25 protein-coding genes are annotated in these 25,169 nt (G+C 58.5%); 16 read left to right on the top strand and 9 right to left on the bottom strand.

Annotated features, from left to right (window positions below; genetic code table 11):
• Window positions 1–172: 172 nt before the first annotated feature.
• Window positions 173–1,396, top strand: a complete 1,224-nt coding sequence (locus tag HEP89_RS25485; protein WP_031270647.1) for an MFS transporter — start codon at window positions 173–175, stop codon at window positions 1,394–1,396.
• 219 nt (window positions 1,397–1,615) lie between these two features.
• A complete protein-coding gene (locus tag HEP89_RS25480; protein ID WP_023003813.1) occupies window positions 1,616–3,751 on the top strand; it encodes a sodium-translocating pyrophosphatase in 2,136 nt (711 codons plus the stop codon).
• A 65-nt stretch (window positions 3,752–3,816) separates the two neighbouring features.
• On the opposite strand, the gene bamE is transcribed toward HEP89_RS25480, so the two are convergent.
• Window positions 3,817–4,254 (bottom strand): outer membrane protein assembly factor BamE, encoded by a 438-nt coding sequence (gene bamE / locus HEP89_RS25475; protein ID WP_006931570.1) that lies wholly within the window; start codon window positions 4,252–4,254, stop codon window positions 3,817–3,819.
• Between the two features lie 113 nt (window positions 4,255–4,367).
• On the opposite strand from bamE, the gene HEP89_RS25470 reads away from it, so the two are divergent.
• The 6 genes from HEP89_RS25470 (at window position 4,368) to HEP89_RS25445 (ending at window position 8,873) form a co-directional block, all read left to right on the top strand.
• Window positions 4,368–4,916, top strand: a complete 549-nt coding sequence (locus HEP89_RS25470; protein WP_077290261.1) for a ubiquinol-cytochrome C chaperone family protein — start codon at window positions 4,368–4,370, stop codon at window positions 4,914–4,916.
• A 55-nt stretch (window positions 4,917–4,971) separates the two neighbouring features.
• Window positions 4,972–5,544 carry a DUF177 domain-containing protein gene (locus HEP89_RS25465; protein ID WP_077290260.1) on the top strand — a complete coding sequence of 191 codons (573 nt, stop codon included), beginning with the start codon at window positions 4,972–4,974 and terminating at the stop codon, window positions 5,542–5,544.
• 214 nt (window positions 5,545–5,758) lie between these two features.
• Window positions 5,759–6,823, top strand: a complete 1,065-nt coding sequence (gene plsX, locus HEP89_RS25460; protein ID WP_062489137.1) for a phosphate acyltransferase PlsX — start codon at window positions 5,759–5,761, stop codon at window positions 6,821–6,823.
• Window positions 6,820–7,797: a beta-ketoacyl-ACP synthase III gene (locus tag HEP89_RS25455; protein ID WP_062489136.1), complete on the top strand. Its 978-nt coding sequence runs from the start codon at window positions 6,820–6,822 to the stop codon at window positions 7,795–7,797. Before plsX ends, HEP89_RS25455 begins: the two co-directional genes overlap by 4 nt.
• Window positions 7,798–7,938: 141 nt before the next feature.
• Window positions 7,939–8,253, top strand: a complete 315-nt coding sequence (locus tag HEP89_RS25450) for an integration host factor subunit alpha (RefSeq protein ID WP_023003819.1) — start codon at window positions 7,939–7,941, stop codon at window positions 8,251–8,253.
• A gap of 20 nt (window positions 8,254–8,273) precedes the next feature.
• Window positions 8,274–8,873 carry a MerR family transcriptional regulator gene (locus HEP89_RS25445; protein ID WP_168693332.1) on the top strand — a complete coding sequence of 200 codons (600 nt, stop codon included), beginning with the start codon at window positions 8,274–8,276 and terminating at the stop codon, window positions 8,871–8,873.
• Between the two features lie 15 nt (window positions 8,874–8,888).
• Here the strand turns inward: HEP89_RS25445 and HEP89_RS25440 are convergent, their stop codons facing one another.
• From HEP89_RS25440 to HEP89_RS25430, 3 genes are all read right to left on the bottom strand, one after another.
• Complete coding sequence (locus HEP89_RS25440) at window positions 8,889–10,268, bottom strand: hypothetical protein (RefSeq protein ID WP_168693331.1); 1,380 nt, start codon at window positions 10,266–10,268, stop codon at window positions 8,889–8,891.
• 106 nt (window positions 10,269–10,374) lie between these two features.
• Window positions 10,375–11,574 (bottom strand): glycerophosphodiester phosphodiesterase family protein, encoded by a 1,200-nt coding sequence (locus HEP89_RS25435; protein WP_168693330.1) that lies wholly within the window; start codon window positions 11,572–11,574, stop codon window positions 10,375–10,377.
• A 78-nt stretch (window positions 11,575–11,652) separates the two neighbouring features.
• The gene (locus HEP89_RS25430; protein ID WP_168693329.1) at window positions 11,653–12,888 is read right to left on the bottom strand and encodes a cytochrome P450; all 1,236 of its coding nucleotides are present in this window, start codon (window positions 12,886–12,888) and stop codon (window positions 11,653–11,655) included.
• 277 nt (window positions 12,889–13,165) lie between these two features.
• On the opposite strand from HEP89_RS25430, the gene HEP89_RS25425 reads away from it, so the two are divergent.
• Both HEP89_RS25425 and HEP89_RS25420 read left to right on the top strand, forming a co-directional pair.
• A complete protein-coding gene (locus HEP89_RS25425; protein ID WP_031270652.1) occupies window positions 13,166–13,354 on the top strand; it encodes a hypothetical protein in 189 nt (62 codons plus the stop codon).
• A 165-nt stretch (window positions 13,355–13,519) separates the two neighbouring features.
• Window positions 13,520–14,593 (top strand): DUF389 domain-containing protein, encoded by a 1,074-nt coding sequence (locus HEP89_RS25420; RefSeq protein WP_168693328.1) that lies wholly within the window; start codon window positions 13,520–13,522, stop codon window positions 14,591–14,593.
• Window positions 14,594–14,660: 67 nt separating this feature from the next.
• Here the strand turns inward: HEP89_RS25420 and HEP89_RS25415 are convergent, their stop codons facing one another.
• Genes HEP89_RS25415 through HEP89_RS25395 form a run of 5 tightly spaced genes read right to left on the bottom strand, consistent with a single transcriptional unit; the run spans window position 14,661 to window position 18,759 of the window.
• On the bottom strand, window positions 14,661–15,167 hold the full coding sequence (locus HEP89_RS25415; RefSeq protein WP_168693327.1) for a GAF domain-containing protein: 507 nt from the start codon (window positions 15,165–15,167) through the stop codon (window positions 14,661–14,663).
• A 31-nt stretch (window positions 15,168–15,198) separates the two neighbouring features.
• Window positions 15,199–15,951 carry an ABC transporter ATP-binding protein gene (locus HEP89_RS25410; protein ID WP_023003827.1) on the bottom strand — a complete coding sequence of 251 codons (753 nt, stop codon included), beginning with the start codon at window positions 15,949–15,951 and terminating at the stop codon, window positions 15,199–15,201.
• Window positions 15,948–16,793, bottom strand: coding sequence for an ABC transporter ATP-binding protein (locus HEP89_RS25405; protein ID WP_075281480.1), 846 nt, complete (start codon window positions 16,791–16,793; stop codon window positions 15,948–15,950). The genes HEP89_RS25410 and HEP89_RS25405 overlap by 4 nt, the downstream gene beginning before the upstream one ends.
• Entirely contained in the window at window positions 16,790–17,686 is an 897-nt protein-coding gene (locus HEP89_RS25400) for an ABC transporter permease (protein ID WP_168693326.1), read from the bottom strand. Before HEP89_RS25400 ends, HEP89_RS25405 begins: the two co-directional genes overlap by 4 nt.
• Window positions 17,683–18,759, bottom strand: coding sequence for an ABC transporter permease (locus tag HEP89_RS25395; protein WP_055653475.1), 1,077 nt, complete (start codon window positions 18,757–18,759; stop codon window positions 17,683–17,685). The genes HEP89_RS25400 and HEP89_RS25395 overlap by 4 nt, the downstream gene beginning before the upstream one ends.
• A gap of 223 nt (window positions 18,760–18,982) precedes the next feature.
• Here HEP89_RS25395 and HEP89_RS25390 point away from each other — a divergent pair, with 223 nt between their 5' ends.
• The 6 genes from HEP89_RS25390 to rfbD all read left to right on the top strand — a co-directional run bounded on the left by HEP89_RS25390 (window position 18,983) and on the right by rfbD (window position 25,157).
• Entirely contained in the window at window positions 18,983–19,651 is a 669-nt protein-coding gene (locus HEP89_RS25390; RefSeq protein WP_023003831.1) for a cupin domain-containing protein, read from the top strand.
• A gap of 25 nt (window positions 19,652–19,676) precedes the next feature.
• Entirely contained in the window at window positions 19,677–21,263 is a 1,587-nt protein-coding gene (locus HEP89_RS25385; protein WP_168693325.1) for an ABC transporter substrate-binding protein, read from the top strand.
• 92 nt (window positions 21,264–21,355) lie between these two features.
• Window positions 21,356–22,450: a M24 family metallopeptidase gene (locus HEP89_RS25380; protein ID WP_075281482.1), complete on the top strand. Its 1,095-nt coding sequence runs from the start codon at window positions 21,356–21,358 to the stop codon at window positions 22,448–22,450.
• 162 nt (window positions 22,451–22,612) lie between these two features.
• Window positions 22,613–23,191: a dTDP-4-dehydrorhamnose 3,5-epimerase gene (gene rfbC / locus HEP89_RS25375; protein WP_168693324.1), complete on the top strand. Its 579-nt coding sequence runs from the start codon at window positions 22,613–22,615 to the stop codon at window positions 23,189–23,191.
• Complete coding sequence (rfbB, locus tag HEP89_RS25370) at window positions 23,188–24,270, top strand: dTDP-glucose 4,6-dehydratase (RefSeq protein WP_168693323.1); 1,083 nt, start codon at window positions 23,188–23,190, stop codon at window positions 24,268–24,270. The genes rfbC and rfbB overlap by 4 nt, the downstream gene beginning before the upstream one ends.
• Complete coding sequence (gene rfbD, locus HEP89_RS25365; RefSeq protein WP_168693322.1) at window positions 24,267–25,157, top strand: dTDP-4-dehydrorhamnose reductase; 891 nt, start codon at window positions 24,267–24,269, stop codon at window positions 25,155–25,157. The genes rfbB and rfbD overlap by 4 nt, the downstream gene beginning before the upstream one ends.
• Window positions 25,158–25,169: the final 12 nt, after the last annotated feature.

The following is a 25,169-nucleotide window of genomic DNA, read 5'->3' as shown; positions in this document are numbered from 1 at the left end:
GCCCGAATGCCCGCCTCCGATGGTGTTGCGCTTTCTTGCCGCTTGGCCGTGACGTGTCGCACGTTACAGCTCTCGGCTGGTCTCCAGTTGCAAATGAAACTTCTGGTCTTTCGCGGTCGGCTGTTGGCGTGTTATGTGCCATGCAAACTTCTGCCTTCCTGAAAGTATCCAAATGACCGTGACGACCCCCGATAGCTTTGTCGACGACAGTCTGGCAAAACGAAACGCGCTGCTATTGGCTCTGGCTCAGGCAATTGGTGGGGCTTCGGCGTCGATCGTGATCGCAACGGCGCCGCTGGTCGGGTATTCGATGCTGGATACGGACAAGTCTCTGGCGACCTTGCCCGTGTCGGCGATGGTCCTGGGAACAGCTTTCGGGACCATTCCCGCCGGCATGATCATGCGCCGATACGGCCGCAGGACCGGTTTCATGGGGGCAGCTTTGCTTGGGGCCATCGCCGGGCTGCTGGCGGCATTCGCGGTTTTCCAGGACGAGTTTCTGATGTTTGCCCTCGGGTGCTGCATCAGCGGTTTTGCAGGCGCATTCGTGCAGCAATATCGCTTTGCTGCAGCAGACACGGCAAGTGACGCCTTTAAGCCGAAGGCCATCTCATGGGTGCTTGCCGGTGGTGTTCTGGCAGGGGTGGTTGGTCCGCAAACGGTTATCGCCACCAAGGACCTGTTCTCGCCAATCCTGTTCGCCGGAACCTATCTGGCGCAGGCGGGCTTGTCCCTGATTGCCTTTTTCCTCGTGGCTTTTCTCCGAATTCCAAAGCCGCAGCGGCACAGCCATACCCAGGCGGGTGGACGTCCACTGCGCCAGATCATGTCGCAACGCCGTTTCATCGTCGCGGCAGCCTGCGGTATCTGCTCCTATGCACTCATGAGCATGGTGATGACGGCCACGCCGCTGGCCATGATCGGCTGCGGCCTGTCGCAGAATGACGCCACGCTTGGCATTCAGTGGCATGTGCTTGCCATGTTCGGTCCGAGTTTCTTCACGGGTAATCTCATCGGTCGCTTCGGCAAGGAGCGGATCGTCTCGATTGGCCTGCTGCTGCTGGCCGGATGTTCCGTGGTCGCGTTGATGGGGGTCGACCTTGCCAACTTCTGGATCGCGCTGATCCTGCTCGGCCTTGGCTGGAACTTCGGCTTCATCGGAGCCACCGCCATGCTGACGGATACCTACCGGCCCGAAGAACGGAACCTGGTGCAGGCGGTCAACGATTTCCTGGTGTTCGGCTTTGTTGCTGCCGCATCGTTCTCGTCCGGTGCTTTGCTGAATGTCTACGGCTGGAACACGGTCACCCTTCTGGTGTTTCCGTTTGTGGTGCTCTGCATCGGCTTGCTTATCTGGCTTGCAGTTGCGGAAAGAAGAGCGGATACAACCGCTTAAAGTACCTTCGAAATTCCATTTCGTCAGCGCAGCATAATTACTGCGCTGCATCAAACAATACCGTAACGGAAGTTTTGAATTAAACAATGTGAGAGCTTGACGAGGCGCGCCGCTTTGCTGCTATCGTTACCCTCCCTCACGTCGAGGAATTGATGTGAAGGGCCGTCAGGCGGCAAAAAACGACAAGAAAATCAGTCCGCCGCAGCTTTGGGAGGAAGTATGATCGAGCTTGTCGTCATCATTTGTGGCCTCTTGTCCATTGCCTATGGGGCGTGGGCCATCCAGTCCGTTATGGCAGCGGATGCAGGGAACGCGCGCATGCAGGAGATCGCCGAGGCGATCCAGGAAGGGGCTAGCGCTTATCTCAATCGTCAATATACGACTATTGCCATTGTGGGGGCCGTTGTTTTCGTGCTCGCCTGGCTATTGCTTTCCGGCACCGCGGCAATCGGATTTGCCATCGGCGCCGTCCTCTCGGGAGCTGCCGGTTACATCGGCATGATGGTTTCCGTCCGGGCCAATGTGCGCACCGCCCAGGCGGCCAGCCAAAGCCTCGGGGCAGGGCTGGAAATCGCGTTCAAGGCCGGTGCCGTCACCGGCCTTTTGGTTGCCGGGCTCGCGTTGCTTGGCGTGGCAGTCTATTTCGCCATCCTCACCGGAATGATGGGGTACGACCCGACGGACCGTACAGTGATCGACGCGCTGGTCGCGCTCGGCTTCGGTGCCTCCCTGATATCTATCTTCGCCCGTCTCGGCGGCGGTATCTTCACCAAGGGGGCTGACGTCGGCGGTGATCTGGTCGGCAAGGTTGAAGCCGGAATTCCGGAGGATGATCCACGCAACCCGGCGACTATCGCCGACAACGTCGGCGACAATGTCGGCGACTGTGCGGGCATGGCGGCCGATTTGTTCGAAACCTACGCGGTGACGGTCGTTGCCACGATGGTTCTGGCCTCGATCTTCTTCACGAGCAGCCAGGCCATCGACCTGATGCACCTGCCGTTGCTGATCGGAGCTAGCTGCGTGGTGACGTCCATCATCGGCACGTTCTTCGTCAAGCTCGGCAGCAACAACTCGATCATGGGGGCGCTCTACAAGGGCTTCATTGCCACGGCAGTTCTGTCCGCGGTTGCCCTCGCGATCATCATCTTCGGCTGGATCGGTGCCGGCACCGAGTTCACTACATCGGGCGGCACGACCTTTACCGGGTTCGATCTGTTCGTCTGTGGTCTCGTAGGTCTCGTAGTGACCGGGCTGATCATCTGGGTGACCGAATATTACACCGGCACGGAGTATCGTCCGGTGAGATCCATCGCCCAGGCGTCGGTGACCGGTCATGGCACCAACGTGATCCAGGGTCTGGCCGTGTCACTGGAAGCAACGGCCCTGCCGGCGCTGATCATCATCGCGGGCATTCTGGTCACCTACGCTTTCGCGGGCCTCTTCGGGATTGCGATTGCCGTAACGACCATGCTGGCGCTCGCAGGCATGGTGGTAGCGCTCGACGCCTTTGGTCCGGTGACCGATAACGCCGGGGGGATTGCCGAAATGGCGGATCTTCCGGCGGAAGTGCGTACCACGACGGACGCCCTCGATGCGGTGGGGAACACCACCAAGGCGGTCACCAAGGGCTATGCCATCGGCTCCGCAGGGCTAGGTGCGCTGGTGCTCTTTGCTGCCTATACGGAAGACCTGAAGTTCTTCTCCAGCAATGCTGCGGAAGGGTCGATCTTCTATGGCATCGACGTCGGCACCCTGTTCACATTGTCCAATCCCTATGTGGTTGCAGGTCTCCTGTTCGGCGGTCTGTTGCCCTATCTCTTCGGCGGCATTTCAATGACCGCCGTCGGCAGGGCTGCCGGTGCGGTGGTGGAGGAAGTCCGCCGCCAGTTCAAGGAAAAGCCGGGCATCATGCAGGGCACGGAACGGCCGGATTACGGCCGTGCGGTGGACATGCTAACAAAGGCGGCGATCCGGGAGATGATCATCCCCTCGCTGCTGCCGGTGCTGTCGCCCATCGTGGTGTTCTTTCTGGTCAAGGCCGTGGCAACTCCGGCCGACGCCTTCGCAGCGCTTGGTGCGATGCTGCTGGGCGTGATCGTGACTGGGCTCTTCGTGGCCATTTCCATGACCGCCGGTGGCGGTGCCTGGGATAACGCCAAGAAGTCCTTCGAGGACGGTTTCACCGACAAGGACGGTGTGACCCACCAGAAAGGCAGCGAGGCGCACAAGGCCTCGGTGACAGGCGATACGGTTGGAGATCCCTACAAGGATACCGCCGGTCCGGCCGTGAACCCGATGATCAAGATCACCAACATCGTGGCCTTGCTGCTGTTGGCGATCCTGGCGCACTGACGCCCCGGAAAAAGAAAGCCCCGGCCGATGGCCGGGGCTTTTTGCATAGGGTTGAGACTTTTGCCTCAGAGACCAAGGCTCGGGTTGGTCGCACCGCGCAGGATCTGCGTCAGGAAGCCATAGTCGGCACCGCCCGTACGGGTCTTGCGGGTGACGATGTCGACGATTTTGCCGTCTTCAAGCGAGTAGTTGCCGAGGTCCTGGACGTAGCCGTCCTTATCGAAGTAAACCGCGACGACGCGCTGCTCGACGATATCCGGAGCCATGAAGGCGGTCGTGGCGGTTTTCTGCGAAATGTAATAGTAGGCATCGCCGTTGAGGCTGGACGTTGTCGACGGGGTTCCCAGGACCAGCTCAACCTGTTCGCGGCTGGAGCCGACCTGAACCTGGTTCAGCATGTCGCTGGTGATCACGTGCCCGTGCGTATAGGTGGAGGTAAAACAGCCGCCGAGCGGTAAGGTGACCAGAAGCGGAAGGATCAGGGCGCTTGCCTTGAAGTTCATCTAAGAATTCCCGTTTCGCCAGACCGGTCTGGCTGCTCTTGAATTTCGTTGCTTGGCAAAGTCACTATCGTGGGATAGGGCACAAGGCAACACCTGACTTAAAAGGAGATGCCATGCTGTTTGGCCTGTTCCGCCGTCGGACCCGCGATGCCGAGCACAAGGTCTATTGTGAAATCGTGGCTCAAGCACGGCAGCCAGTCTTTTACACCGACTTTCACGTGCCCGATAGTGTCGACGGCCGTTTTGACATGATCGTGGCCCATGCAGTGCTGTATTTCCGCCGAATGCGCGGGGAGGGGAAGTCGGTCTCGGAGTTTACGCAGAACGTCTTTGACCTGTTCTTTCTGGACATGGATGCATCGCTGCGTGAAATGGGTGTCAGCGACACGCGCGTGCCCAAGAAGGTGAAAGTCATGGGCGAAGCCTTTTATGGTCGTGCCGATGCCTATATTCCGGCGATTGAAACAAAAAACGTTGAGGAGCTGGCAGAGGCGCTCGGCCGCAACATCTATCCGGATGCACCGGAGCCGGTCGCACAGAAGCGTTTGGCGTACTATATGCTGGAAGTTGCCGAAAGCCTCGAGGGGCAGACGGTGGAAGCACTGATGAACGGGAGCATCGTCTGGTCCGACCCTGAAAAATTCAAGGCATTGCCGGTCTGAGAGCCAAGCCGGCGGTGCAAGAGACCGCGACAAAGGTGCCAAGGTAAAAACAAAAATGACAAAAGAAACTTTCCCCTATTCGTACAAGTTCAACGCCGCCCGCGTTGTCGACAAGGACGAACGCGTCACTGTCAGTCCGGACGAAGCCGCGCTCAAGGCCATAGCCAAGACCTATGAGCTCGATGGCATTCGCGACCTCAAGGCGGATTTCCTTCTGAAACCGTATCGCAAGGCGGGACTGCGCGTGGTCGGTCCGCTGACGGCAACGCTGGAACAGACCTGTGTGGTTTCACTGGAACCATTCGAAAGCCAGCTGAAGATCGATGTCGATCGCACCTTCGAGCCCCAGTCCAGCCGGCCGCGCAAGGTCAGCGATCTCAATGAGGACGGCGAGATTGAAATCGACCTGGAAACGCTCGACCCGCCCGATGTCATTCTGGACGGTGTTCTCGACCTTGGTGCCGTGATCTGCGAGGAACTTGCACTTACGCTCGACCCGTTCCCCCGCAAGCCGGGAGTGGAGTTCGAGGGTGGCGATGGCGACGACGACAGCGCCGATGAAGAGCCTGAGGCTAAACCGTCCCCCTTCGCCGCCTTGAAGGCACTCAAGGAACAGCCGGATAACTGATATCCATTGTATTCACAGGTGCCGGAACGATTTGGACTGGGTCTTCATGCAGGTTTTCAACGTCAGAACTCTCCGCGATCAGGAAAACGGTTGTCAGTCTTGCCAAAACCGTTATGTTCGCGCCCGTTCTAGGCCCTTGCCGGACCTGCAGGACTTTGTCTGGAAGCACCACTCGGTGCTGTTCTTGGTAGCGAAACGTCAAAAGACCTTCTAGATGGCGAAAACTATTCCGATTTCTCTGGATGCCATGGGCGGCGATCATGGGGCTGACGTCGTCATTCCCGGGGCGGAAATTGCGCTTGTCCGCCATCCTGACATCCGTTTCCTGCTGTTCGGCAATGAAAAGGTCGTGCTGCCACTCCTGGAAAAGTATCCAAGGGTTCGCGATGCTTCGACGTTCCATCATTGCGACGTCTCCATTGCGATGGACACCAAGCCCAGTCAGGCCCTGCGTCAGGGTCGCTGGCGCTCGTCCATGTGGCGGTCCATCGAGGCGGTAAAGACAGGCGATGCATCCGTTGCGGTCTCTGCCGGCAACACGGGCGCGCTCATGGCCATGTCCAAGTTCTGCCTGCGGACAATGGCCAATATCGAACGTCCGGCGATCGCGGCCATCTGGCCGACCATGCGCGGCGAGTCCGTGGTGCTTGATGTCGGTGCAACGATTGGCGCCGACGCACAGCAGCTTATCGATTTCGCCATTCTCGGTGGCGCCATGGCGCGGGCCCTGTTCGGTGTCCAGAAGCCGAGCGTCGGCCTGCTGAACATCGGCGTGGAAGAGGTCAAGGGACTGGAAGAGGTTCGCACCGCCGGCCGGCTTCTGCGCGAAACGCCGCTGCGCTCGCTGCATTACGCCGGTTTCGTCGAGGGTGACGACCTTGGAAAAGGCACTGTCGATGTCGTCGTGACCGAAGGCTTTGCCGGTAACATCGCGCTCAAAACCGCGGAAGGCACAGCCAAGCAGATCGGCAGTTACTTGCGTTCGGCCATGAATCGGACCTTTATGTCCAAAATCGGCTATCTCTTCGCCAAAGGCGCCTTTGATCTGCTGCGCGAGAAAATGGATCCGCGCAAGGTCAACGGCGGCGTGTTCCTGGGACTGAATGGCATTGTGATCAAAAGTCACGGCGGGACGGATGCCGAGGGTTATGCCTCGGCGGTCGACCTTGCCTACGACATGGTCAAAAACGAACTGACACACAAGATCGCCCAGGATCTTGTGCATTATCATCGTGGCCGCTTCGCTGAAGCCGCGCCGACATCGGAAGGTGATTTGTGAGCGTAATCCGTTCGACCGTAACCGGCTGCGGAAGTTTCCTGCCGGAAAAAATCCTGACCAACGACGATCTCTCCAAGATGGTCGACACGTCTGACGAATGGATCGTTCAGCGCACCGGCATCCAGCAGCGCCATGTTGCTGCCGAAGGCCAGATGACCTCGGATCTTGCTCTGGAAGCTGCCAAGCGGGCGCTGCAAAGCGCCGGCCGGGATGCTCAGGAGATCGACACAATCATTCTAGCAACCGCCACACCGGACAACACCTTTCCGGCAACGGCTGTCACCGTCCAGGCCAACCTGGGCATCTATCACGGTGCCGCATTCGATGTGCACGCCGTTTGCTCGGGCTTTGTCTATGCCCTTACGACGGCCGATGCCTATATTCGGGCAGGCTTGGCGAAGCGTTGCCTGGTTATCGGTGCAGAGACGTTCTCACGCATTCTGGACTGGACCGACCGGACGACCTGCGTTCTCTTCGGCGACGGCGCTGGTGCTGTCGTGGTGGAAGCAGCGGAAGGCGAAGGCACGACGGCCGACCGGGGTGTCCTTACATCGCACCTTCGCTCCGACGGCCGACACAAGGAAAAGCTCTTCGTCGACGGTGGACCGTCCTCGACCGGGACCGTTGGGCATCTCCGGATGGAAGGCCGTGAAGTCTACAAGCATGCGGTCGGCATGATCACCGACGTGATTGAAGATGCCTACAAGGCAACGGGCACCACATCGGAAGATCTCGACTGGTTCATTCCGCATCAGGCCAACAAGCGCATCATCGATGCCAGCGCCAAGAAACTCGGTATCGCACCTGAGAAGGTCGTGACCACGGTCCAGCATCACGGCAACACCTCTGCCGCGTCCATTCCGCTTGCGCTGGATACGGCCGTCAGGGACGGACGTGTCAAAAAGAACGATCTCGTGATGCTGGAAGCAATGGGCGGCGGATTCACCTGGGGCTCCGTTCTGCTGCGCTGGTAAGTCCTGTCTAACTTCCTACGACAAATCTGATTTCCACCAAGAGTTCCGGTTGACCGGCTCGCCGCAAGGCCGTACCGTATGGCCTTGCATCGGAGTTCTTGTGCAAAATCAGCCAGATGATGGCGTCGTTGAGGAGGGGTTATGGGCAATCGGACTATTACCCGCGCTGATCTGTGTGAGGCCGTTTATCAGAAAGTTGGTCTGTCCCGGACCGAGTCTTCTGAATTGGTCGAACGCGTACTTTCTGAAATTTCCGACTGTCTTGTGACCGGAGAATCAGTAAAATTATCAAGCTTCGGGTCTTTCGTGGTCCGCTCCAAGGGGGAGCGCATCGGCCGCAATCCGAAGACCGGCGAGGAAGTACCTATTTCACCGCGCCGGGTGATGGTGTTCAAACCGTCTAACGTATTGAAACAGCGGATCAATGATGCGCTGACAGGACAGGCCAGCAAATAGCCAGAAAATTTTAAGACCGGATGAGCTCGCAGGAAAAAAGCCCCGACGCCTTTCGTACTATCAGCGAAGTCGCAGAAGATCTTGACCTGCCGCAGCACGTGCTGCGGTTCTGGGAAACACGCTTCTCGCAGATCAAGCCGCTGAAGCGTGGGGGAGGTCGCCGGTACTACCGGCCGGACGATGTAGAGCTTCTGAAGGGCATCCGTCATCTGCTCTACGGTGAAGGCTACACGATCAAGGGTGTACAGCGGATCCTGAAAGAGCAGGGGCCACGCTTCGTCATGCAGATCCGGCATGAAGACATGTCGGCCCTGCAGGCCGTCGCCACTGCAGAACCGGCACAGGCGGAACCTGCGCCTGCCCCTGCGATGATTTCCCAGAATGGCCAGCATGAAATCCATAACGGCCCGTTGCCAAGTGGCGTTCTGGCGGACAATGCACCGGAACCGGCACCAGCCCAGGGTCATGGACATTTCAGTATTCTTGGTCGCCTGCGCGGCGAGAAACCGGCTCAAGGTGCGGGATCCCATTCGTCCGTGACGAAGGAGGATATCCGCCGCCTGCAGGCAACCCTCTTCGAGTTGTTGGAATGCAAGCGAACGCTGGATCAGGCGCGCTGACCTTCATAACTGGCCTTACTGGTCTGCCTTGCGTTTGAAAAGTTTCGCCAGGAAGCCAGGCTTTTTGCCGGCCTTTTCCGAAGTTTCGTTCGAAACCTGAGCCTGCTTGACGAAGTCTCGCAATTCGGCAACCGACATCCTTTTTGATGACGGGGAAGTCTTTCCAGCAATGCGGGTGTCATCCAGCTGCCCGGCTGCGGTGGCGATCGTCTGATGGACTTGCGATGCAGTTGGCGGTGAAACGGGTTTAGCAGTTTCAGGATAATCTGGTTTAACTGGCTGGTCTGGCCGGTCCAGTGCCGACATCTCCTGCTCGAAATCCTCTTCGCTCCGAACGTCTGGAAGCTCTTGAGAGGAAGGCTCTTCTTTCAGCTCCTGTAAACGTTCCAGGATGGCTGCGTCCACGGGGTCGTGCGGATCCAGTTCTGCGTCCTCGTTCCCGTCCATATAGCTCCCGGTTTCATTCAGGTCTTCATCGTAGCGAACGTATTTTGTCGGCACATCTTCACGGAGGATACCGAATTTGGGATTGTGGACGACCTTGAGTTCAATCGTACCCAACCCGTCATCGTCTTCCTCATGGTAGATCACCTGGATCTTTTCGTTTTCCTCACGGCCAAAAACGTCTCCATCATCGATCAGGCGACTACTCTTGTTCGTGAACTTTGAAAACGCGACGAGGATCTCGGCAAGGTACTCTGGCGGCAACCTGCAGGGCAGAACCTCCACCCTGTACCCGGTTAGCCACTGGGAGCCGACCCCCATCATGCCGATCAATTGCTCGCCGGTTTCGGGATCCTGTTGTCCGTAAGGATTGGGCAAGAGGTACAGGTCGTCGTGGTTTGAGGCGCGAGCCAGCGCCGAAAAGGCATCCGGCTTCAGCAGGAAGCTGCTTGGAGCCCAAAAGACGGCGTCCGGCCGGGATCTTTCCACGATGATCGCCGTGATCAACCTTGCGATCTCCATGGCTTGCAAGGTTTCTGCAGCCTCGCAGAAAGCGAGACTTTCCACTCCGGAAAGTGTCTTCAGGTTTTCTGGCAGCGAATCCGTGGGGATGAGGCTTTTTCGGACCGAAATCTGCGTGCAGGCCGCAATCTCGTTCAAAAGGTCGGCCGCTTCCGGAAAAGCGGTCCGGGCATAGATCGTTTCAAGCGCAGCATCTATCAGTGGCGTGTATTCGAAGAGGCCTGACTGTGTGACAAGAACATGGAACTTGCCGCACAGAAAACGCTTGTTGATCTCGTCGGACGTATTCAACAGCTGGCAGGCGCTGCGCGGAACGCCCACCTTTTCCGCGACAGCTACAATGACAGCCATGATCGCGTCTCCGTCAAGCGGCTGATAGCGCTTGTAGAGGATCTGGGAATCGACGCTTGGAAGCGGATGCGTTTTCAACGGTAAGACCACACCTGATTTGCGGAATGATGCGGGAGGTTAGGCAACTTTGGTGAAAAAGGCCTTATCGCCTCTCACCTTGGTTGCCAAAGCCGGCTCCTGCACGTCACTCCAGTCCGAGGCAGGACGCATAAAAGCTCGTGGTTGCCGGCCAGTCCGAAAAGATGCCCTTGACGCCAACCTGGCGCGCCAGAACATCCACAACCTCATAAAGCTTGCCGTCGCCATCGATGGCATCGTTGACGGTCTGATAGTACCAGCCGCCGCCGGACGACAGCGGTCCCGACCTTTCAAGCGTCCAGGCAATCAGCTCGATACCGGCTTCCTTTGCTGCAATCGCATAAGCCGAGGGAACGATCTTGCCGTCTTCCTCAGCAAGAAGGACAAACAGCGGCGGCGCGAGGTAGTTGACGCCCATGGCCTTCAGTTCGGCCATGGAAGGGGAGAATGTTTCCGGATCCATGGGATCGACATCGCGGCGGCTTTCAAGGAAGACTGCCTGCTTGCCGAAGTCCGGTTCGTTTTCGATCCAGTAGAGCACGTCATCAAGGTTGAAGGATTGCGGGTAGACGTCTTCTGCCGGAATGCCTGCCGCCTTGTATTCGTCAATCAGTTTCTGGGCGTAGTCGGCCTGGGTAAAGCCATCAAATGGCATCTCGACTTCAGGGGCCTTCAACTCCGGAGTGAATTTCACGCCGAGGTCCTTGAAGAGGCGGATCGAGGCATCGTGGGTCAGCAGCGTTCCCGTGCCCGCGTAGAGATCCGTGCGCCAGGGAGCGGTCCCATTCTGGTAAGCTTCAGGCGTTGTGGCCGTTTTGTCTGCGCTGTCCATCTTGCCCTGCAAAGACGAGAACTCAGCCAGGGTCAGATCACTCGTCCGGCATTCGGCCGCGGCTGGCGTCTCACCCGAGGCCGGAGTGAAGCCCGTGGTGCATTTGTCGGCGAGATCGGTGGTTAGAATGTTCGTGGTCGTGTGCAGATCGTTCTGGGAATGCCGGCACACCAGTTCCTTGTCCTTGGTAAAAGTGACGTCGCATTCCAGGATGCCCGCTCCCATGAGTGCCGCAGCCCGGTAGCCTTCCTCCGTGTGTTCTGGAAACTGCAATGGGGCCCCACGATGGCTGATGGAAAACAGGGTGCGTTTTGCCGGCTTGCCGATGCAGGCTTCCAAGGTCTCCTTCAGCGGGCCGTCAGCCATCTGGGACACAAGGTAGGCGGGGCGGGGCCCAAGCTCGACAGTGCCTGCTTGTGCAGGCAAGACGGCACACAGCCCGGTCAGGCAAAGAACAACTTGTTTGAGGTGCATGAGGTATCCAATGGCTTTCGTGGCAAGAAGGGCAATAATTAGCGGCACGCATGCCGGGAGCAAGTGCAATAGCTGCAACTAGGCAGGTTGCCAGGCAAGTCTGAGTGCTTCCGGGCCTCTCACGGACAGGCCACGCTTGTAGGTGACGTTGTCATCAATCAGCTCAATCGTGCTGAACCTTTTCAGCAGTGTTGAAAAGATGATGTCCATATCCAGACGTGCAAGATGGTTGCCGAGGCAGAAATGTGCGCCCCGGCCAAAGGCAATGTGCCAATTCGGCGTTCTGCCAACATCGAAGCGGTCAGCGTCGGGAAATTGGGCCGGGTCGCGGTTGGCTGCTCCATAGAGGACGCCGAACTTCGTCCCGCGCGGATACGCGTCGCCGCATACCGTCATGTTTTCGGTGGAATAGCGGTGGAAGAACGGCAAGGGTGATTCATAGCGAAACATTTCCTGCACGGCCGTTTTCATCAGCGTGGGATCTTCGCGCAGGCGCTGCAGCTCTTTCGGAAACTTCAGCAGCGCATGCATGCCGCTGCCGAGAACGTCGATGGTTGAACCGTGACCGGCCATCAGGATCAGCATGGCGGTCGAAATGAATTCGTCCTCGTTCATCTGGCCGGCCCGTTCAGCTTCGATCATGAGCGACAGAAGGTCGTCCTGTGGTGCGCGTTCGCGCTCTGCCTTCAGCGTTTGCAGATAGAGATAGAATTCGGTCGTGTTGCGTTCGGCCAGTTCCTTGCGCTCATCCGTCCGGTCGATGTCGAAGTACTGAACAATGTTTTCCGACCAGATGCGCAGCTGCGGGCAGTCTTCATCGGGAACGCCGAGAACGCGGCCGATGATGTGACCTGGAACATGGGCGGCCAGATCTTCGATAAAGTCGATTTCGGTGCGGTCTGACAGACTGTCGAAAAGGCGGTCGACATAGGCCTGTATGTCATCGCGCAGCTTGCCGACCATCACCGGCGTGAACAGTCTGAACACCTGCTTGCGCAGCCGGTCGTGAATGTCCCCGTCGCTGTCCAGCAGAGAGAACTGCACGAACCGGGAATGATGCGGCATGTCGTGCCAGTTCTGGGCACGTTTCAAGTCCGCGATTTCTTCCGCGCTCGCGATGTGGTCCATGGATCGCACCATCTTGCCGTTCTGCACGATTTCCGAAACATCATCGAACTTCGCGGCCAGCCAGATATCGAAATCCTCGAAGTAAGTCAGACCCTTGCGGTCACGTAGTGCGGCGTAGAACGGGTAGGGGTCTTGTGCAAAGGCATCGGACAAAGGCGCGAAGGAAAGGTCTGTGGACGGGCTCATGAAGGGCTCTTGAGGTCGGGTTGGATGGGGTAGAATTGTGATTCTTGGCAGGGTCGAAGATTTGGCTGGCCAAGTGCAAGCGAAAAGCGGGAGCTATGGGCCATTTTTGACGTGTTTGGGCGAGTTATCCCAAGCCAGGCCTTCAGCTCTTGGGGATTGTGAGGAAATGACATTTCTGACGATATCGGCAGAGGTTCGGAAATCTTAACAATTCCTAAACGCAGGCTGGAAGGCCTGCTTGCACAGACCAGCAGAACCGTGAGTGCGTGAGGCCGAAATGCGTGTGCCAAAGGCTTTCAGTGACGAGTACCAGACCTTCTTGCGGGAGACAGGCTTGGACAACCCCAATCCGCAAGCCCTCCTCATGGAACTTGCCTCGCTCTCCATGGAAGTCTACCTGAAGGAAATTGCCTGGCTTTCCGAGTTCATCGGCAAGATCGAGCGCGCGAAAAAGGCTGCAGCCTGACGGTAAGATGTTGACTGGATTGCGCCATTTCTGGCGGACGACATGTTCCCCTGGAATTTGATCTCGTGCTTATCGAAGATTGTGAACCAAGCCGTTGCAATTGAGATGACGAACGCTGCGACGTGAAGCATACTCGGACGATATAACGTCCGGAGCAGCTGTTTCATGTCCATCAGTCAGTTCTCCACCACCAAGGAAATTCTGAGGTTCGAAGGCGCCAACAAGGCTGCCTATTGGCGCAAGTTCGCTTTGCTGCTGTCGCTTGCCGTGATCATCGCCACGATGGGCCTGCTGCGAAACTCGGGCGCTGTCGTGATTGCGGCCATGCTGGTGGCCCCGCTTATGACTCCCATCCTGGGCATCGCCTCATCGATCGTGATGGGATGGGTTGGCAGGGCGCTCGTCCTGATGCTGACTGTCTGGATCGCCGCCGGCTGCAGCATCGTGATCTCGTGGCTGATTGTCTGGATAGCGGATGCGCCTTCAACGCTGCTGCTGCCGGATGAAGTCCTCAGCCGGAGCAATCCCGGGGCGGAAGACATGGTCGTTGCGCTCGCCGCGGGCATTGCCGGTGCCTACGTGCAGATCAGGAAATCGGAAATCAGCCTTTTGCCTGGAGCGGCAATCGGCGTGTCCCTGGTTCCGCCGCTCGCGGCAGCAGGGATCCTGTTGTACTTCGGTGAACAGGAGGCGGCCTATGAGGCCACATTGCTCTTTGCCACCAATTTCGGGGCGATCATCTTCTCTGCAAGCCTGGTCTACATCATCCTGGGCCCACGGGAGCGGCTCTTCCGCAAAGCGCATCGGGGTGTCAAGTTCACGCTCGGCATGACGGTCACGCTTGCCTTCCTGTCGGTCGTTCTGGTCCAGCTTCTGGCGGCAACCTACCTGCGCTACATCGAAACCGGGACAGAGGCCGTTCTGGCACAGCGCACCAAGGAGTGGGCGGGGGACACGCCTGTCGAGATCATAAGGGTCGACGTTCACGCCCGCACCAAGATTGCGGAAATCTGGGTACTTCTCGATCTGCCATCGGACGCGCAGTACAAGATCGGCTCACTCGACGATTTTCTGCCAGCCGCGATGAAGGAACATCCGTTCAGAGAGGCCGCCCGTGAAGTTCTGGGAGAAGATTACAAGGTGGTCGTCAGATACCAGACACGCATTGCCTGGCTTGTGGATCTTGCCACGGAAACGATCGATGTAGCTCCTTCTGTCGATACCGTGAGGGAGGACTGACAGGTCAGGTAAAAACAAACCCCGCCAGAACGGCGGGGTTATGAGAGACTGCGTGTGCTATTCCGTCCTAGAGGGCGGTCGACAGTGAGCGGCTTGCCAGATAGGCGGCCTTGGCCGGAACCGAAAGCCAGGCCTGCGCCTGAGCGACGCGTTCCGGCGTGTAGTGATGCTCTTCATGAAGCATGTTGACGGTACCAACCAGCGTATCGCCGAGAACAACGGGCAGGTTGATGACCGAGCCGCAGCCAAGCCGGCCAATCAGCTCGTAATCGGGAAAGACTGTCGCAATATCCGCAAGCGTGTTTGCGACAAAGCTTTTTCGGTCCTTGTGTACCGTTTCAAACCAGCGGTCATAAGTGATCGGTTTGGTACCGGAGACCGGGTAGTCTTCCGGATGCGAAGTGTAGGAGCGCTGCGCCAGCTCGGTTTTCATGTCGGCTGTCATGAAGGTGAACAGTTTCACGCCAATGGTTTCCTGCGTCAGCTTCAGAAGGGCATCAAAAGGCGCATCCGGTGTGGTCGCGGTGGAAAGGGCATGGTCAAACGTGGCCAAAGGGCCGGTGAAATCGGTCATGTATCGAAATCTCGAGCAATTCTGGTTGACGTTAGGCAGGGTGCAAGATGCCGCCACTGGCGGCATAGAGTTCGCGGGAATAAGGATCTGAGAGCTGACCCGACTTGAGAGCGTCGACACCGGCAATTTCCACCACGCGGCCATAGCGCATGACAGCCAGGCGGTCGCACAGGAAGGAGACAACCGGAAGGTTATGCGTGACCATCAGATAGGTCAGCCCCTGTTCCCGTCGCAGCTTTTTCAGAAGGTTCAGGATTTCCGCCTGGACCGAAACGTCCAGTGCGGACGTTGGCTCGTCCAGTAGTAGAACGCGCGGTTCCAGCATCAACGCGCGGGCGATCGCGACCCTCTGGCGCTGACCACCGGAAAGCTGGTGCGGAAAGCGGAAGCGGAATCGCTGGTCCAGACCGACGGCGGCAAGCATGTCTTTCACACGGCCGTCCCGACCGCCAATACCATGAATGGCGAGCGGCTCTGCAAGGCAGGTATCGATGGTCTTGCGTGGATGAAGCGAGCCGTAAGGGTCCTGAAACACCATCTGGCAGGTTTCGGCAAAGGTCCTGTCCGGTGAATGTCCGCGAGGTTTTCCTTCAACGGCAATGGTGCCGGTCCAGTCCGGGGCCAGTCCGGAGATTGCCTTCAGGATTGTCGATTTGCCTGAGCCGGATTCCCCGACCAGCGCAAAACTTTCCCCTTCAGCAACATCGAAGGTGACGTCGTGAACCACAGCCGTGTCGCCATAGCTGATGGTGAGGTTTTCAAGATGGATGGCGGCGTCGGTCATGTTCCGGCTCCCGTGGTCCAGGTACTGCGGTCGAGAACGGGCAGCTCATCACGGTCTTCATTCATGCGCGGCATCGCGGCAATCAGGCCACGGGTGTAGGGATGCTGCGCGTTGTGCAGATCGCTCGCCTTGCACTGCTCGACGATCTCGCCGCTATTCATCACCAGGATGCGGTCGCAGTAGCGGGACACCAGGTTGAGGTCATGACTGATCAGGATCAGACCCATGCCCTTGCCGGTGACCAGATCGTCGATAATGTCCAGGACCTGTGCCTGCACGGAAACATCAAGCGCGGAGGTTGGTTCATCTGCGATCAGGAGATCAGGTTCCGGGATCAGCATCATGGCGATCATGATACGCTGGCCCATGCCGCCGGAAACCTCGTGCGGATAAAGACCCGCAACCCGTGCCGGATCGTTGATGCGCACAGCTTCCAGCATGGCAAGCACCCGTTCCTTCAGCTCCCGGCGTGGCAGCTTCTTGTGGGTGACGAGGGCTTCGGCAATCTGCTCGCCTACGGTCATCACCGGGTTGAGCGAGAATTTGGGGTCCTGCATGACCATGGAAATGCGGGCGCCGCGCAGATCGCGCATCTGGCGTTCACTTCGGCTGAGGAGGTCCATGCCGTCGAAGGTCATGCGCCGGGCGGTGACCTTTCCGGGTTTCCGGATCAGGCGCAGGATCGACCGGCCGGTCATGGATTTGCCGGAGCCGGATTCGCCGACAATTCCGAGCCGTTCCCGCCCAAGCGTGAACGAAATGCCCTTGACGACATCGACCGGGCCACGGGCCGTCGGGAAGGTGACGGTGAGGCCGTCAACCTCCAGAAGCGGGGCGCTCATTGTTTGTCTCCCTGCTTGGGATCGAGCACGTCGCGCAGGCCGTCACCGAGGAAACAGAAACCGAGGCTCACCAGGATGATGGCAAAACCCGGCATGGTGGCGACCCACCACTGGTCGAGAATGAAATTCCGTCCGCGCGAGATCATCGCCCCCCATTCCGGCAGAGGCGGCTGAGCGCCGAGACCGAGAAAGCCGAGACCGGCGGCCGTCAGGATGATGCCGGCCATATCCAGCGTCACGCGAATGATCGTGGAAGAAGCGCAAAGCGGCAGAACGTGACGGAGGATAACGCGGGCGGAAGACGCACCTTGCAGGCGCACCGCCGCGATGAACTCTGCATCGCGGAAGGTAATCGTTTCCGCACGGGCGATACGCGCATAGGCGGGCCAGGCGGTGATCGCAATGGCGATGATGGCGTTCTCGATGCCGGGTCCGAGGGCTGCCACAAAGGCAAGCGCGAGGATCAGCTTCGGCATGGACAGGAAGATATCCGTCACGCCCATCAGCACCCGATCGGTCCAGCCGCCGAAATATCCGGAGACCGCACCGACGATGAGGCCGATTGGAGCGGCGATGACGGCCACCATGGTAACGATCATCAGTGTGATGCGCGCACCGTAGACAACGCGGGAGTAGATGTCCCGGCCAAGCTCGTCGGTGCCCATCCAGTGGGCCGCGGACGGCGGCATCAGGCGGTTTGCGAGATCCTGGCCGATGGGAGAGTAAGGGGCGATCAGCGGAGCGAAGATCGCCATCACGATCAGGACCAGAATGATGAAGCCGCCCACCACGGCAAGCGGATTGCGCAGGAGTGCTGCAAAGACACGCCAGGCGCGGCCTAGATTGGCCTGCAGGCGCGAGGTGGGGCTATCGTCGAGAAGCCAGTCGATCATTTGCGGGCCCTCGGATCGAGAATGCGGTAGAGCACATCGGAAATCTTGTTGATGAGGATGAACACGGCACCGATGACGAGCGTCGCGCCCAGCACGGCGTTCATGTCGGCATTGAGAAGGGCACTGGTCAGGTAGTTTCCGATACCGGGCCAGGAGAACACGGTCTCGATCATCACGGAGCCTTCCAGAAGAGCGGCATAGGACAGGCCGATCACGGTGATCAGCTGGATGCGGATCGGGTAGAACGCGTGGCGCCAGATGACACGGCGCTCGGGCACACCTTTCACCCGCGCGGTCGTCACATACTCGTGCCCAAGCTGGTCCAGCATGAACGACCGGGTCATGCGGGCGATGTAGGCAAGGCTGAAGAAACCGAGGATCGATGCCGGCAGCATGAGGTGATCGAGCGCGTTCCAGAAGATGTCCCATTCGCCTGCGACCACACTGTCGATCAGGTAAAGCCCGGTTACGGGATCAACAATGCCGTCGTAGAAGATGTCGATACGGCCCGGGCCGGCAACCCAGCCGAGGCCTGCATAGAAGACCGCAAGACCAACCAGGCCAAGCCAGAACGCGGGGACGGAATAGCCGAGAAGGCCGAGGACGCGGATCAATTGATCGATCCAGGTTCCCTGGCGGGTGGCGGCCAATACGCCCATAGGTACGCCGAGCAGCACGCCGATCAGGATGCCGATCGTGGCCATTTCCAAGGTGGCGGGGAAGAACCGCCCCAGGTCTTCAGCGACCGGCCGACCGGTGGAAATCGACATGCCGAGATTGCCGGTGAAAACGTCGCCCACGTAGGAGAAAAACTGGATGACCAGTGGCCTGTCCAGCCCCATCGCCTGACGGGCAGCTTCATAGACTTCGTTCGAGGCCCTGTCGCCGACTACTGCCAGAACCGGATCGATCGGCACCACGCGGCCGATGAAAAACGTGATTGCAAGCAGGCCAAGGAACGTTCCGGCCGTTACAAGACAGAAGCGCAACAACGCCGCCACACTGCCCAGCAGTTGGCTCGTCAACAGGCCCTCTCGTGCGTCGGTTACGCTCTCGGAAGGCTCAAAAGACATGCCGGTAGCGGCCTGTCGCCGTTCCCTGTTCAACCGGATTCTTCAAGTCCGTTCTCCACACTCATATGACTCATTTTCTGAATTTGAGTCTTCAGGTTGTTGTTTTTAAACAGCTTTCAGAAAGCGCTGGTAAGGCGCTTTTTTCAAAGGTGTCTAAAAAAGTTCTTGGAGCATACAAAAAAATCTGGTTACATCAAAAAAATTTTGATGGGAGTAAAAATCTTTGAGCAGTTCGACAGCACGTGCCGCTTCCGATGTCGATACAAAGGTTGGCGCGCTGATCCGTGCGCGGCGCCGGCAGCTGGGGTTCACCCTGCAACAGCTGAGCGATGCTTCGAACCTCTCGGTCGGGTATCTCAGTCAGGTCGAGCGCGATCACGCGACACCGACACTCGGATCTCTGGCGGGAATTGCCCGGGCACTCGGCGTCGGGCTGGATTATTTCGTGGCCCAGCCACGGGCTCAGGATGCACTGACCCGTGCCGCCACGCGGCCCAATTTCTCCATTTCCGGTTCCGCCGTAAGCTATGAGCGGCTGGCAACCGAGTTTCCAGGCAATCAGCTTTCCTCGTTCATTCTCACCGTGCCGCCGGGATATGCCTCGGAAACGGTGAGCCACGAGGGCGAGGAGCTGATCTACATCCTGGAAGGGTCCATCACCCAGTACCTCGACGGCGAGGCGATGGTGATGACAGCTGGCGACAGCCTGCATTATCGGGGCAACACCCCGCATGCCTGGTCAAACCCGAACGATGCGCCGGCAAAGATTCTGTGGACCGGCACCCTCACGATTTTCAATGCCGGCGACGAGAAAACCAGCCGCATCGAGCTGGTGTCGCCTGACAAGAGCGCGGTGAAGCCGAGCCGCGCCAAAAACAAGAACAAATCCTAACCCCCTGACAGACGGAGACGAAGAAATGAAACTTTTAAGGACCGCGCTTCTGGCGGCCGCCCTGGCAATGCCGATGGCAATGCCTGCCGGTGCCGCGACACCGGACAACATTCTGGTGGTGGCGCAGAACATCGACGATATCGTCGCGATCGATCCTGCCCAGGCTTACGAGTTTTCCTCTGGCGAGCTCGTGACCAATGTCTACGACCGCCTTGTGCAATATGACGCCGAAGACCCGACAGTTCTGGCGCCGGGCCTTGCTGCCGAATGGCAGGCTGACGCTGATGCCAAGACCATCACCTTCACCCTGCGCGATGGTGCGACGTTCCATTCCGGCAATCCGGTTCGCGCTGAAGACGTGGTGTTCTCCTTTGCCCGTGTCATCAAGCTGAACCTCACCCCGGCCTTCATCCTTGCCCAGCTTGGCTGGACGGCGGAAAACATCGAGGACATGGTCACGGCCGACGGCAACAAGGTCGTAGTGAAATACGAAGGTGACTTCTCTCCGGCGTTCGCCCTCAACGTCCTGGCTGCCCGTCCGGCTTCCATCGTCGACGAAAAGACGGTGATGGAGCATGAGGAAGATGGCGACATGGGCAACAAGTGGCTCAATGCCAATTCCGCCGGTTCCGGTCCATTCGAACTGCAAACCTACCGCGCCGGCGAACTGGTGCGTTACAAGTCCAACGCCGACTACTTCAAGGGCGCACCGAAGGTTGAAGGCGTGATCATCCGTCACGTGGCCGAAGCTGCAACCCAGCAGCTGCTGCTGCAGTCCGGTGATGTCGACATGGCCCGCAATCTGACGCCGGACCAGATCGCCGGCATGGAAGGCGACACCATCAAGGTGGAAACCTATCCGCAGGCAGCCGTCCACTTCCTGTCCTTCAACCAGAAGAAGGACGTGCTGCAGCCTGAAGCGGTGTGGGACGCGGCGCGTTACCTCGTCAACTACAAGGGCATGACCGACAGCTTCCTGAAGGGCCAGATGGAAATCCATCAGGCTTTCTGGCCGAAGGGTTTTCCTGGATCCTATGACGAGACGCCTTACACCTACGACCCGGAAAAGGCCAAGCAGATCCTGGCGGATGCCGGCATCGAAACGCCGATCACCGTGACCCTCGACGTGATCAACTCCACCCCGTTCACGGACATGGCCCAGTCGCTGCAGGCAAGCTTTGCCGAAGCCGGCATCAATTTCGACATCATCCCGGGCACCGGTTCGCAGGTTATCACCAAGTACCGCGAGCGCAGCCATGAAGCGATGTTGCTCTATTGGGGCCCGGACTTCATGGACCCGCACTCCAACGCGAAGGCCTTTGCCTATAACAGCGACAACTCCGACGACAACTACCAGGCAACCACCACGTGGCGGAATGCCTGGGCTGTTCCGGCTGAGATGAACGACATGACCAAGGCTGCCTTGGCCGAGAGCGATGCGGAAAAACGCAACGGGATGTATGTCGAACTGCAGAAGGAAGTTCAGGCCAAGTCGCCGATCGTGATCATGTTCCAGGCGGCCTATCAGGTCGCGATGGACCAGAAGGTCGAAGGTTACGTCAACGGTGCGACGTCCGACTTCGTCTACTATCGTCTGGTAACGAAAAACTGACGCCAGAAACCAGGCCGTCCCGGTTTCCGGGGCGGCTTTTTTGTTTGCTGACACAGCACACTGACTGACCAACCCCTCCGGAGTTTCCTGAAATGTCTTCCCTTTCCGATCAGCGCCTTGCCGCTTTGCGCGAGCGGATGTCTGCGACCGGGACCGACCTTGTGGCCATCGGTCCGTCCAGTCACATGATGTATCTGGCTGGTCTCGACCCCCATGGCGACGAACGGCCGGTGATGCTTCTGGTTTCCAGGAGCCATGCGGGCTTTCTGATGCCGGCGCTCAATGTCGACAGCTCGCGCCAAAAGACGCACTTGCCCTTCTTCCCCTGGCGTGACGACGACGGACCGGACGCCGCGCTTGCCACATTGCTGGAAGCCTCCGGACTTCCTCAATCGCCAAGTGTCGTCATCGACGAAACCATGCGTGCCGATTTTGCCCTTCTGTTGCTGGACGCGCTTCCGGGGGCTTCTCGCCGGTTTACGGATGACACGGTCGGCTTCCTGCGCGCTCGAAAGGAAGAGGACGAATACCGCCGTCTTAAAGCCAGTGCCGTTCTGAACGACACTGCCGCCATGGCGGGCTTCGACGCCCTGACACCCGGCATCACGGAACTTGAGATCGCTGCCGTCATCCGGGACGTTTACAAGCAGGCAGGCGCGACCCCGGTGTTCACCTCGGTCTGTTTCGGTGGAAACGGCGCTTTTCCGCACCATCACACCGGCGAAACACAGCTGAAAGCCGGGGATGCCGTGCTGATCGACACCGGTGGACGTCTCGAGGGCTACCCGTCCGACATGACCCGTGTTGGCTTCTTCGGAACGCCTACGGCGGAATTTGAGAAGGTCCACGCCATCGTCAACAAGGCTGTGGAAGCAGCGCTTGCCGCTGCAAAGCCTGGGGTCTTGGCAAAATCAATCGACAAGGCGGCTCGGGATGTCATTGCAGATGCGGGCTATGGTGACTTTTTCACACACCGGACCGGCCATGGCCTCGGAATAGACATACATGAACCGCCATATCTGACGGCGACCTCCGAAACCGTACTGGACGAGGGCATGGTGTTCTCGATCGAACCCGGCATCTATCTCCCCGGCCAATTCGGCCTGCGTCTGGAGGAAATCGTCATCTTGCGGAAAGACGGCGCGGAAATCCTCTCCGATCTGCCGCGATCGGCTGTTGTAAGGTGAGGGTACTCCAGTAAACGGACACGATGCCGTTTTGGGAAACGAGGTCGGATTGTGGTTCCTTCGCCCTTGAAGGAACCTGAAAATCTTATACAGATTCGCGGCAAGACCTGCCTTGAAGCGGGGCTTGCCACGAAACGTGACCGCGAGACCCGAAACGGATTCATGCTCGAAGTAATTGAACTGGACATTCCCGAGGTCAAGATTCTCCGGCCGAAGAGGCATGGTGACAGCCGTGGTTTCTTCTCCGAAACCTACAACAAAGCGCTTCTTTCCGACGCCGGAATAGACATCGATTTCGTCCAGGACAATCAAGCCTACTCTGCGGAAAAGGGAACCGTCCGCGGTCTGCATTACCAGACGCCGCCGTTCGCGCAGGACAAGCTGGTGCGTGTCGTGCGCGGAGCGATACTGGATATCGCTGTGGATCTGCGACAAGGGTCTCCGACTTACGGCAAACACGTCTCGTCCGTCATTTCCGCGGAAAACGGCGATCAGATCCTGGTTCCGATCGGATTTGCCCACGGGCTGGTGACCCTGGAGGCGCACACGGAGGTTCTCTACAAGGTCTCGCATTATTATGCTCCGGAGCATGACCGGGGCATCGTGTGGAACGATCCCGATCTGGACATTGATTGGCGAATACCCGAAGCCGATGCCGTCCTGTCTCAAAAGGATCAGAAACTCCCACGCCTTGCCGATGCCGCCAGCTGTTTCACGTACCCGGAGGCCAGAGAACGATGAAGGTTCTTGTCACAGGGGGCGCCGGCTTTATCGGTTCGGCGGTCGTGCGAAAGCTGGTGTCGCAAGGCCTGGCAGAAGTCGTCACCGTGGATGCCCTGACATATGCCGGTAACCTCGCGTCACTGGCGCCGGTCATGGAAGAACGCCGCCACCGGTTCGTGCCGGCAGACATCCGGGACAGGGAAGCAATGGCCAGTCTGCTGGAGGCAGAGGCACCCGACGCTGTCATGCATCTGGCGGCTGAAAGTCACGTCGACCGGTCGATTGATGGCCCGGCTGCCTTTATCGATACAAATATCGTGGGCACTTACACCTTACTGGAGGCGGTGAGGGGGTATTGGTCCGGCTTGCCAGTGTCTCGACAGGAAGCCTTTCGCTTTCATCATGTGTCCACCGATGAAGTCTATGGCAGTCTCGGTCCGACAGGGGCCTTCAAGGAAACGACCGCATACGCGCCGAATTCTCCTTATTCCGCATCAAAGGCGGCGTCGGATCACTTGGTCAGGGCTTGGCACCATACGTATGGGTTGCCGGTGGTCACCACCAATTGTTCCAACAATTACGGGCCTTACCAGTTTCCGGAAAAACTGATCCCGTTGATGATCCTGAACGGCCTGGAGGAAAAGCCTCTGCCGGTCTATGGCGCGGGAGCAAATATCCGTGACTGGCTGCATGTCGAAGATCATGCGGATGCGTTGTGGCTGGTCTTGATGCGCGGCACACCGGGCCAAGTTTACAATATCGGCGGTGACGCAGAGCGTCGAAACATCGATGTAGTCCATCTGATCTGCGATCTGCTGGATGAAACGGCGCCAGGAGGAAAACCCCGCCGAGAATTGATCGCGTTCGTGACAGACCGTCCTGGCCACGATGCGCGCTATGCGATGGACATTTCGCGGATCGCTGCCGAACTCGACTGGCGACCCAGTTATTCCTTCGAAAGCGGGTTGCGCCAGACGTTGGACTGGTACCTTGCCAATCGCAGCTGGTGGGAGGCGATCCGTAGCGGTCAATATAGAGGGGACAGGCTGGGACTGGGTGCAAATGGTTTTTCAAGTGCATCTGCCGGTGTTCCATGACCCGTATTCTGCTAACGGGAGCGAACGGTCAACTCGGTTATGAAGTCATTCGGCAAGCCCGGGCGCTGGCTCTTGATGTTGTGGCTCTCGACAGATCGACACTCAACATAACCGATCGCGGAACCGTGGCGGAAGTCGTCCAGAACTTGGCGCCCGACCTGATCATCAATGCGGCTGCATACACTGCCGTTGACCGTGCCGAGACCGACCGGCAGGCCGCCTTTGCGGTCAACCGCGACGGAGCGCGCAATCTTGCGGAAGTGGCCGAACGGCGCGGTGCCGTCTTGATACATTTCTCCACAGACTACGTGTTCGACGGGGCAAAGCCGCAGCCTTATGTGGAAGAAGATACAGTCGGCCCGTTAGGCGTATATGGCGAAAGCAAGGAGGCCGGGGAGGCTGCCGTCCGCACAGTCTCAGAACGTCACCTGATCCTGCGCACGTCCTGGGTATACGGCGTGCATGGTGCGAACTTTGTTCGGACGATGCTGAGGCTCGCACGGGAGAAGGATGAAATTCGGGTGGTCACCGACCAGACAGGATGCCCGACATATGCCGCCGACCTGGCTGAAATCGCATTGCAGCTATCCGTGCAGGTCCTGAAGGGCGATTTTCCGAAGGGTGGATACGGAACATTTCATTGTGCCGGACAGGGGCAGGTGAGCTGGCATGGGTTTGCATCCAAGATATTCGAACTGGCCGGGGAACGTTTATGCAAACAGCCGGAGCTGATTGGCATTCCGGCGTCGGAATTTCCAACGCTTTCAAATCGGCCGGCGAACTCGGCGCTTGACTGCTCTAAACTGTCACGTGTCCACGGCCTTTCCGCCAGGGACTGGCCATTGGCACTGTCCGACATGCTTGACCGCCTGTATCTAAACGCCTGATATCTTGCGGGC

This window comes from Labrenzia sp. 5N (genome assembly GCF_012395805.1).
GTDB lineage: Bacteria > Pseudomonadota > Alphaproteobacteria > Rhizobiales > Stappiaceae > Roseibium > Roseibium algicola.
This window is presented reverse-complemented; position numbering and strand designations above follow the sequence as displayed.

Bases quoted from the DNA above. Each gene is read 5' to 3' on its own strand.
- HEP89_RS25425 (WP_031270652.1), top strand. From the start codon at position 13,166: ATGCGTGTGCCAAAGGCTTTCAGTGACGAGTACCAGACCTTCTTGCGG.
- HEP89_RS25420 (WP_168693328.1), top strand. From the start codon at position 13,520: ATGTCCATCAGTCAGTTCTCCACCACCAAGGAAATTCTGAGGTTCGAA.
- HEP89_RS25410 (WP_023003827.1), bottom strand. From the start codon at position 15,951: ATGACCGACGCCGCCATCCATCTTGAAAACCTCACCATCAGCTATGGC.
- HEP89_RS25415 (WP_168693327.1), bottom strand. From the start codon at position 15,167: ATGACCGATTTCACCGGCCCTTTGGCCACGTTTGACCATGCCCTTTCC.
- HEP89_RS25430 (WP_168693329.1), bottom strand. From the start codon at position 12,888: ATGAGCCCGTCCACAGACCTTTCCTTCGCGCCTTTGTCCGATGCCTTT.
- rfbD (WP_168693322.1), top strand. From the start codon at position 24,267: ATGACCCGTATTCTGCTAACGGGAGCGAACGGTCAACTCGGTTATGAA.
- rfbC (WP_168693324.1), top strand. From the start codon at position 22,613: ATGCTCGAAGTAATTGAACTGGACATTCCCGAGGTCAAGATTCTCCGG.
- HEP89_RS25445 (WP_168693332.1), top strand. From the start codon at position 8,274: ATGAGCTCGCAGGAAAAAAGCCCCGACGCCTTTCGTACTATCAGCGAA.
- HEP89_RS25480 (WP_023003813.1), top strand. From the start codon at position 1,616: ATGATCGAGCTTGTCGTCATCATTTGTGGCCTCTTGTCCATTGCCTAT.
- HEP89_RS25395 (WP_055653475.1), bottom strand. From the start codon at position 18,759: ATGTCTTTTGAGCCTTCCGAGAGCGTAACCGACGCACGAGAGGGCCTG.
- HEP89_RS25405 (WP_075281480.1), bottom strand. From the start codon at position 16,793: ATGAGCGCCCCGCTTCTGGAGGTTGACGGCCTCACCGTCACCTTCCCG.
- HEP89_RS25435 (WP_168693330.1), bottom strand. From the start codon at position 11,574: ATGCACCTCAAACAAGTTGTTCTTTGCCTGACCGGGCTGTGTGCCGTC.
- HEP89_RS25470 (WP_077290261.1), top strand. From the start codon at position 4,368: ATGCTGTTTGGCCTGTTCCGCCGTCGGACCCGCGATGCCGAGCACAAG.
- HEP89_RS25485 (WP_031270647.1), top strand. From the start codon at position 173: ATGACCGTGACGACCCCCGATAGCTTTGTCGACGACAGTCTGGCAAAA.
- HEP89_RS25400 (WP_168693326.1), bottom strand. From the start codon at position 17,686: ATGATCGACTGGCTTCTCGACGATAGCCCCACCTCGCGCCTGCAGGCC.
- rfbB (WP_168693323.1), top strand. From the start codon at position 23,188: ATGAAGGTTCTTGTCACAGGGGGCGCCGGCTTTATCGGTTCGGCGGTC.
- plsX (WP_062489137.1), top strand. From the start codon at position 5,759: ATGGCGAAAACTATTCCGATTTCTCTGGATGCCATGGGCGGCGATCAT.
- bamE (WP_006931570.1), bottom strand. From the start codon at position 4,254: ATGAACTTCAAGGCAAGCGCCCTGATCCTTCCGCTTCTGGTCACCTTA.
- HEP89_RS25450 (WP_023003819.1), top strand. From the start codon at position 7,939: ATGGGCAATCGGACTATTACCCGCGCTGATCTGTGTGAGGCCGTTTAT.
- HEP89_RS25465 (WP_077290260.1), top strand. From the start codon at position 4,972: ATGACAAAAGAAACTTTCCCCTATTCGTACAAGTTCAACGCCGCCCGC.
- HEP89_RS25380 (WP_075281482.1), top strand. From the start codon at position 21,356: ATGTCTTCCCTTTCCGATCAGCGCCTTGCCGCTTTGCGCGAGCGGATG.
- HEP89_RS25385 (WP_168693325.1), top strand. From the start codon at position 19,677: ATGAAACTTTTAAGGACCGCGCTTCTGGCGGCCGCCCTGGCAATGCCG.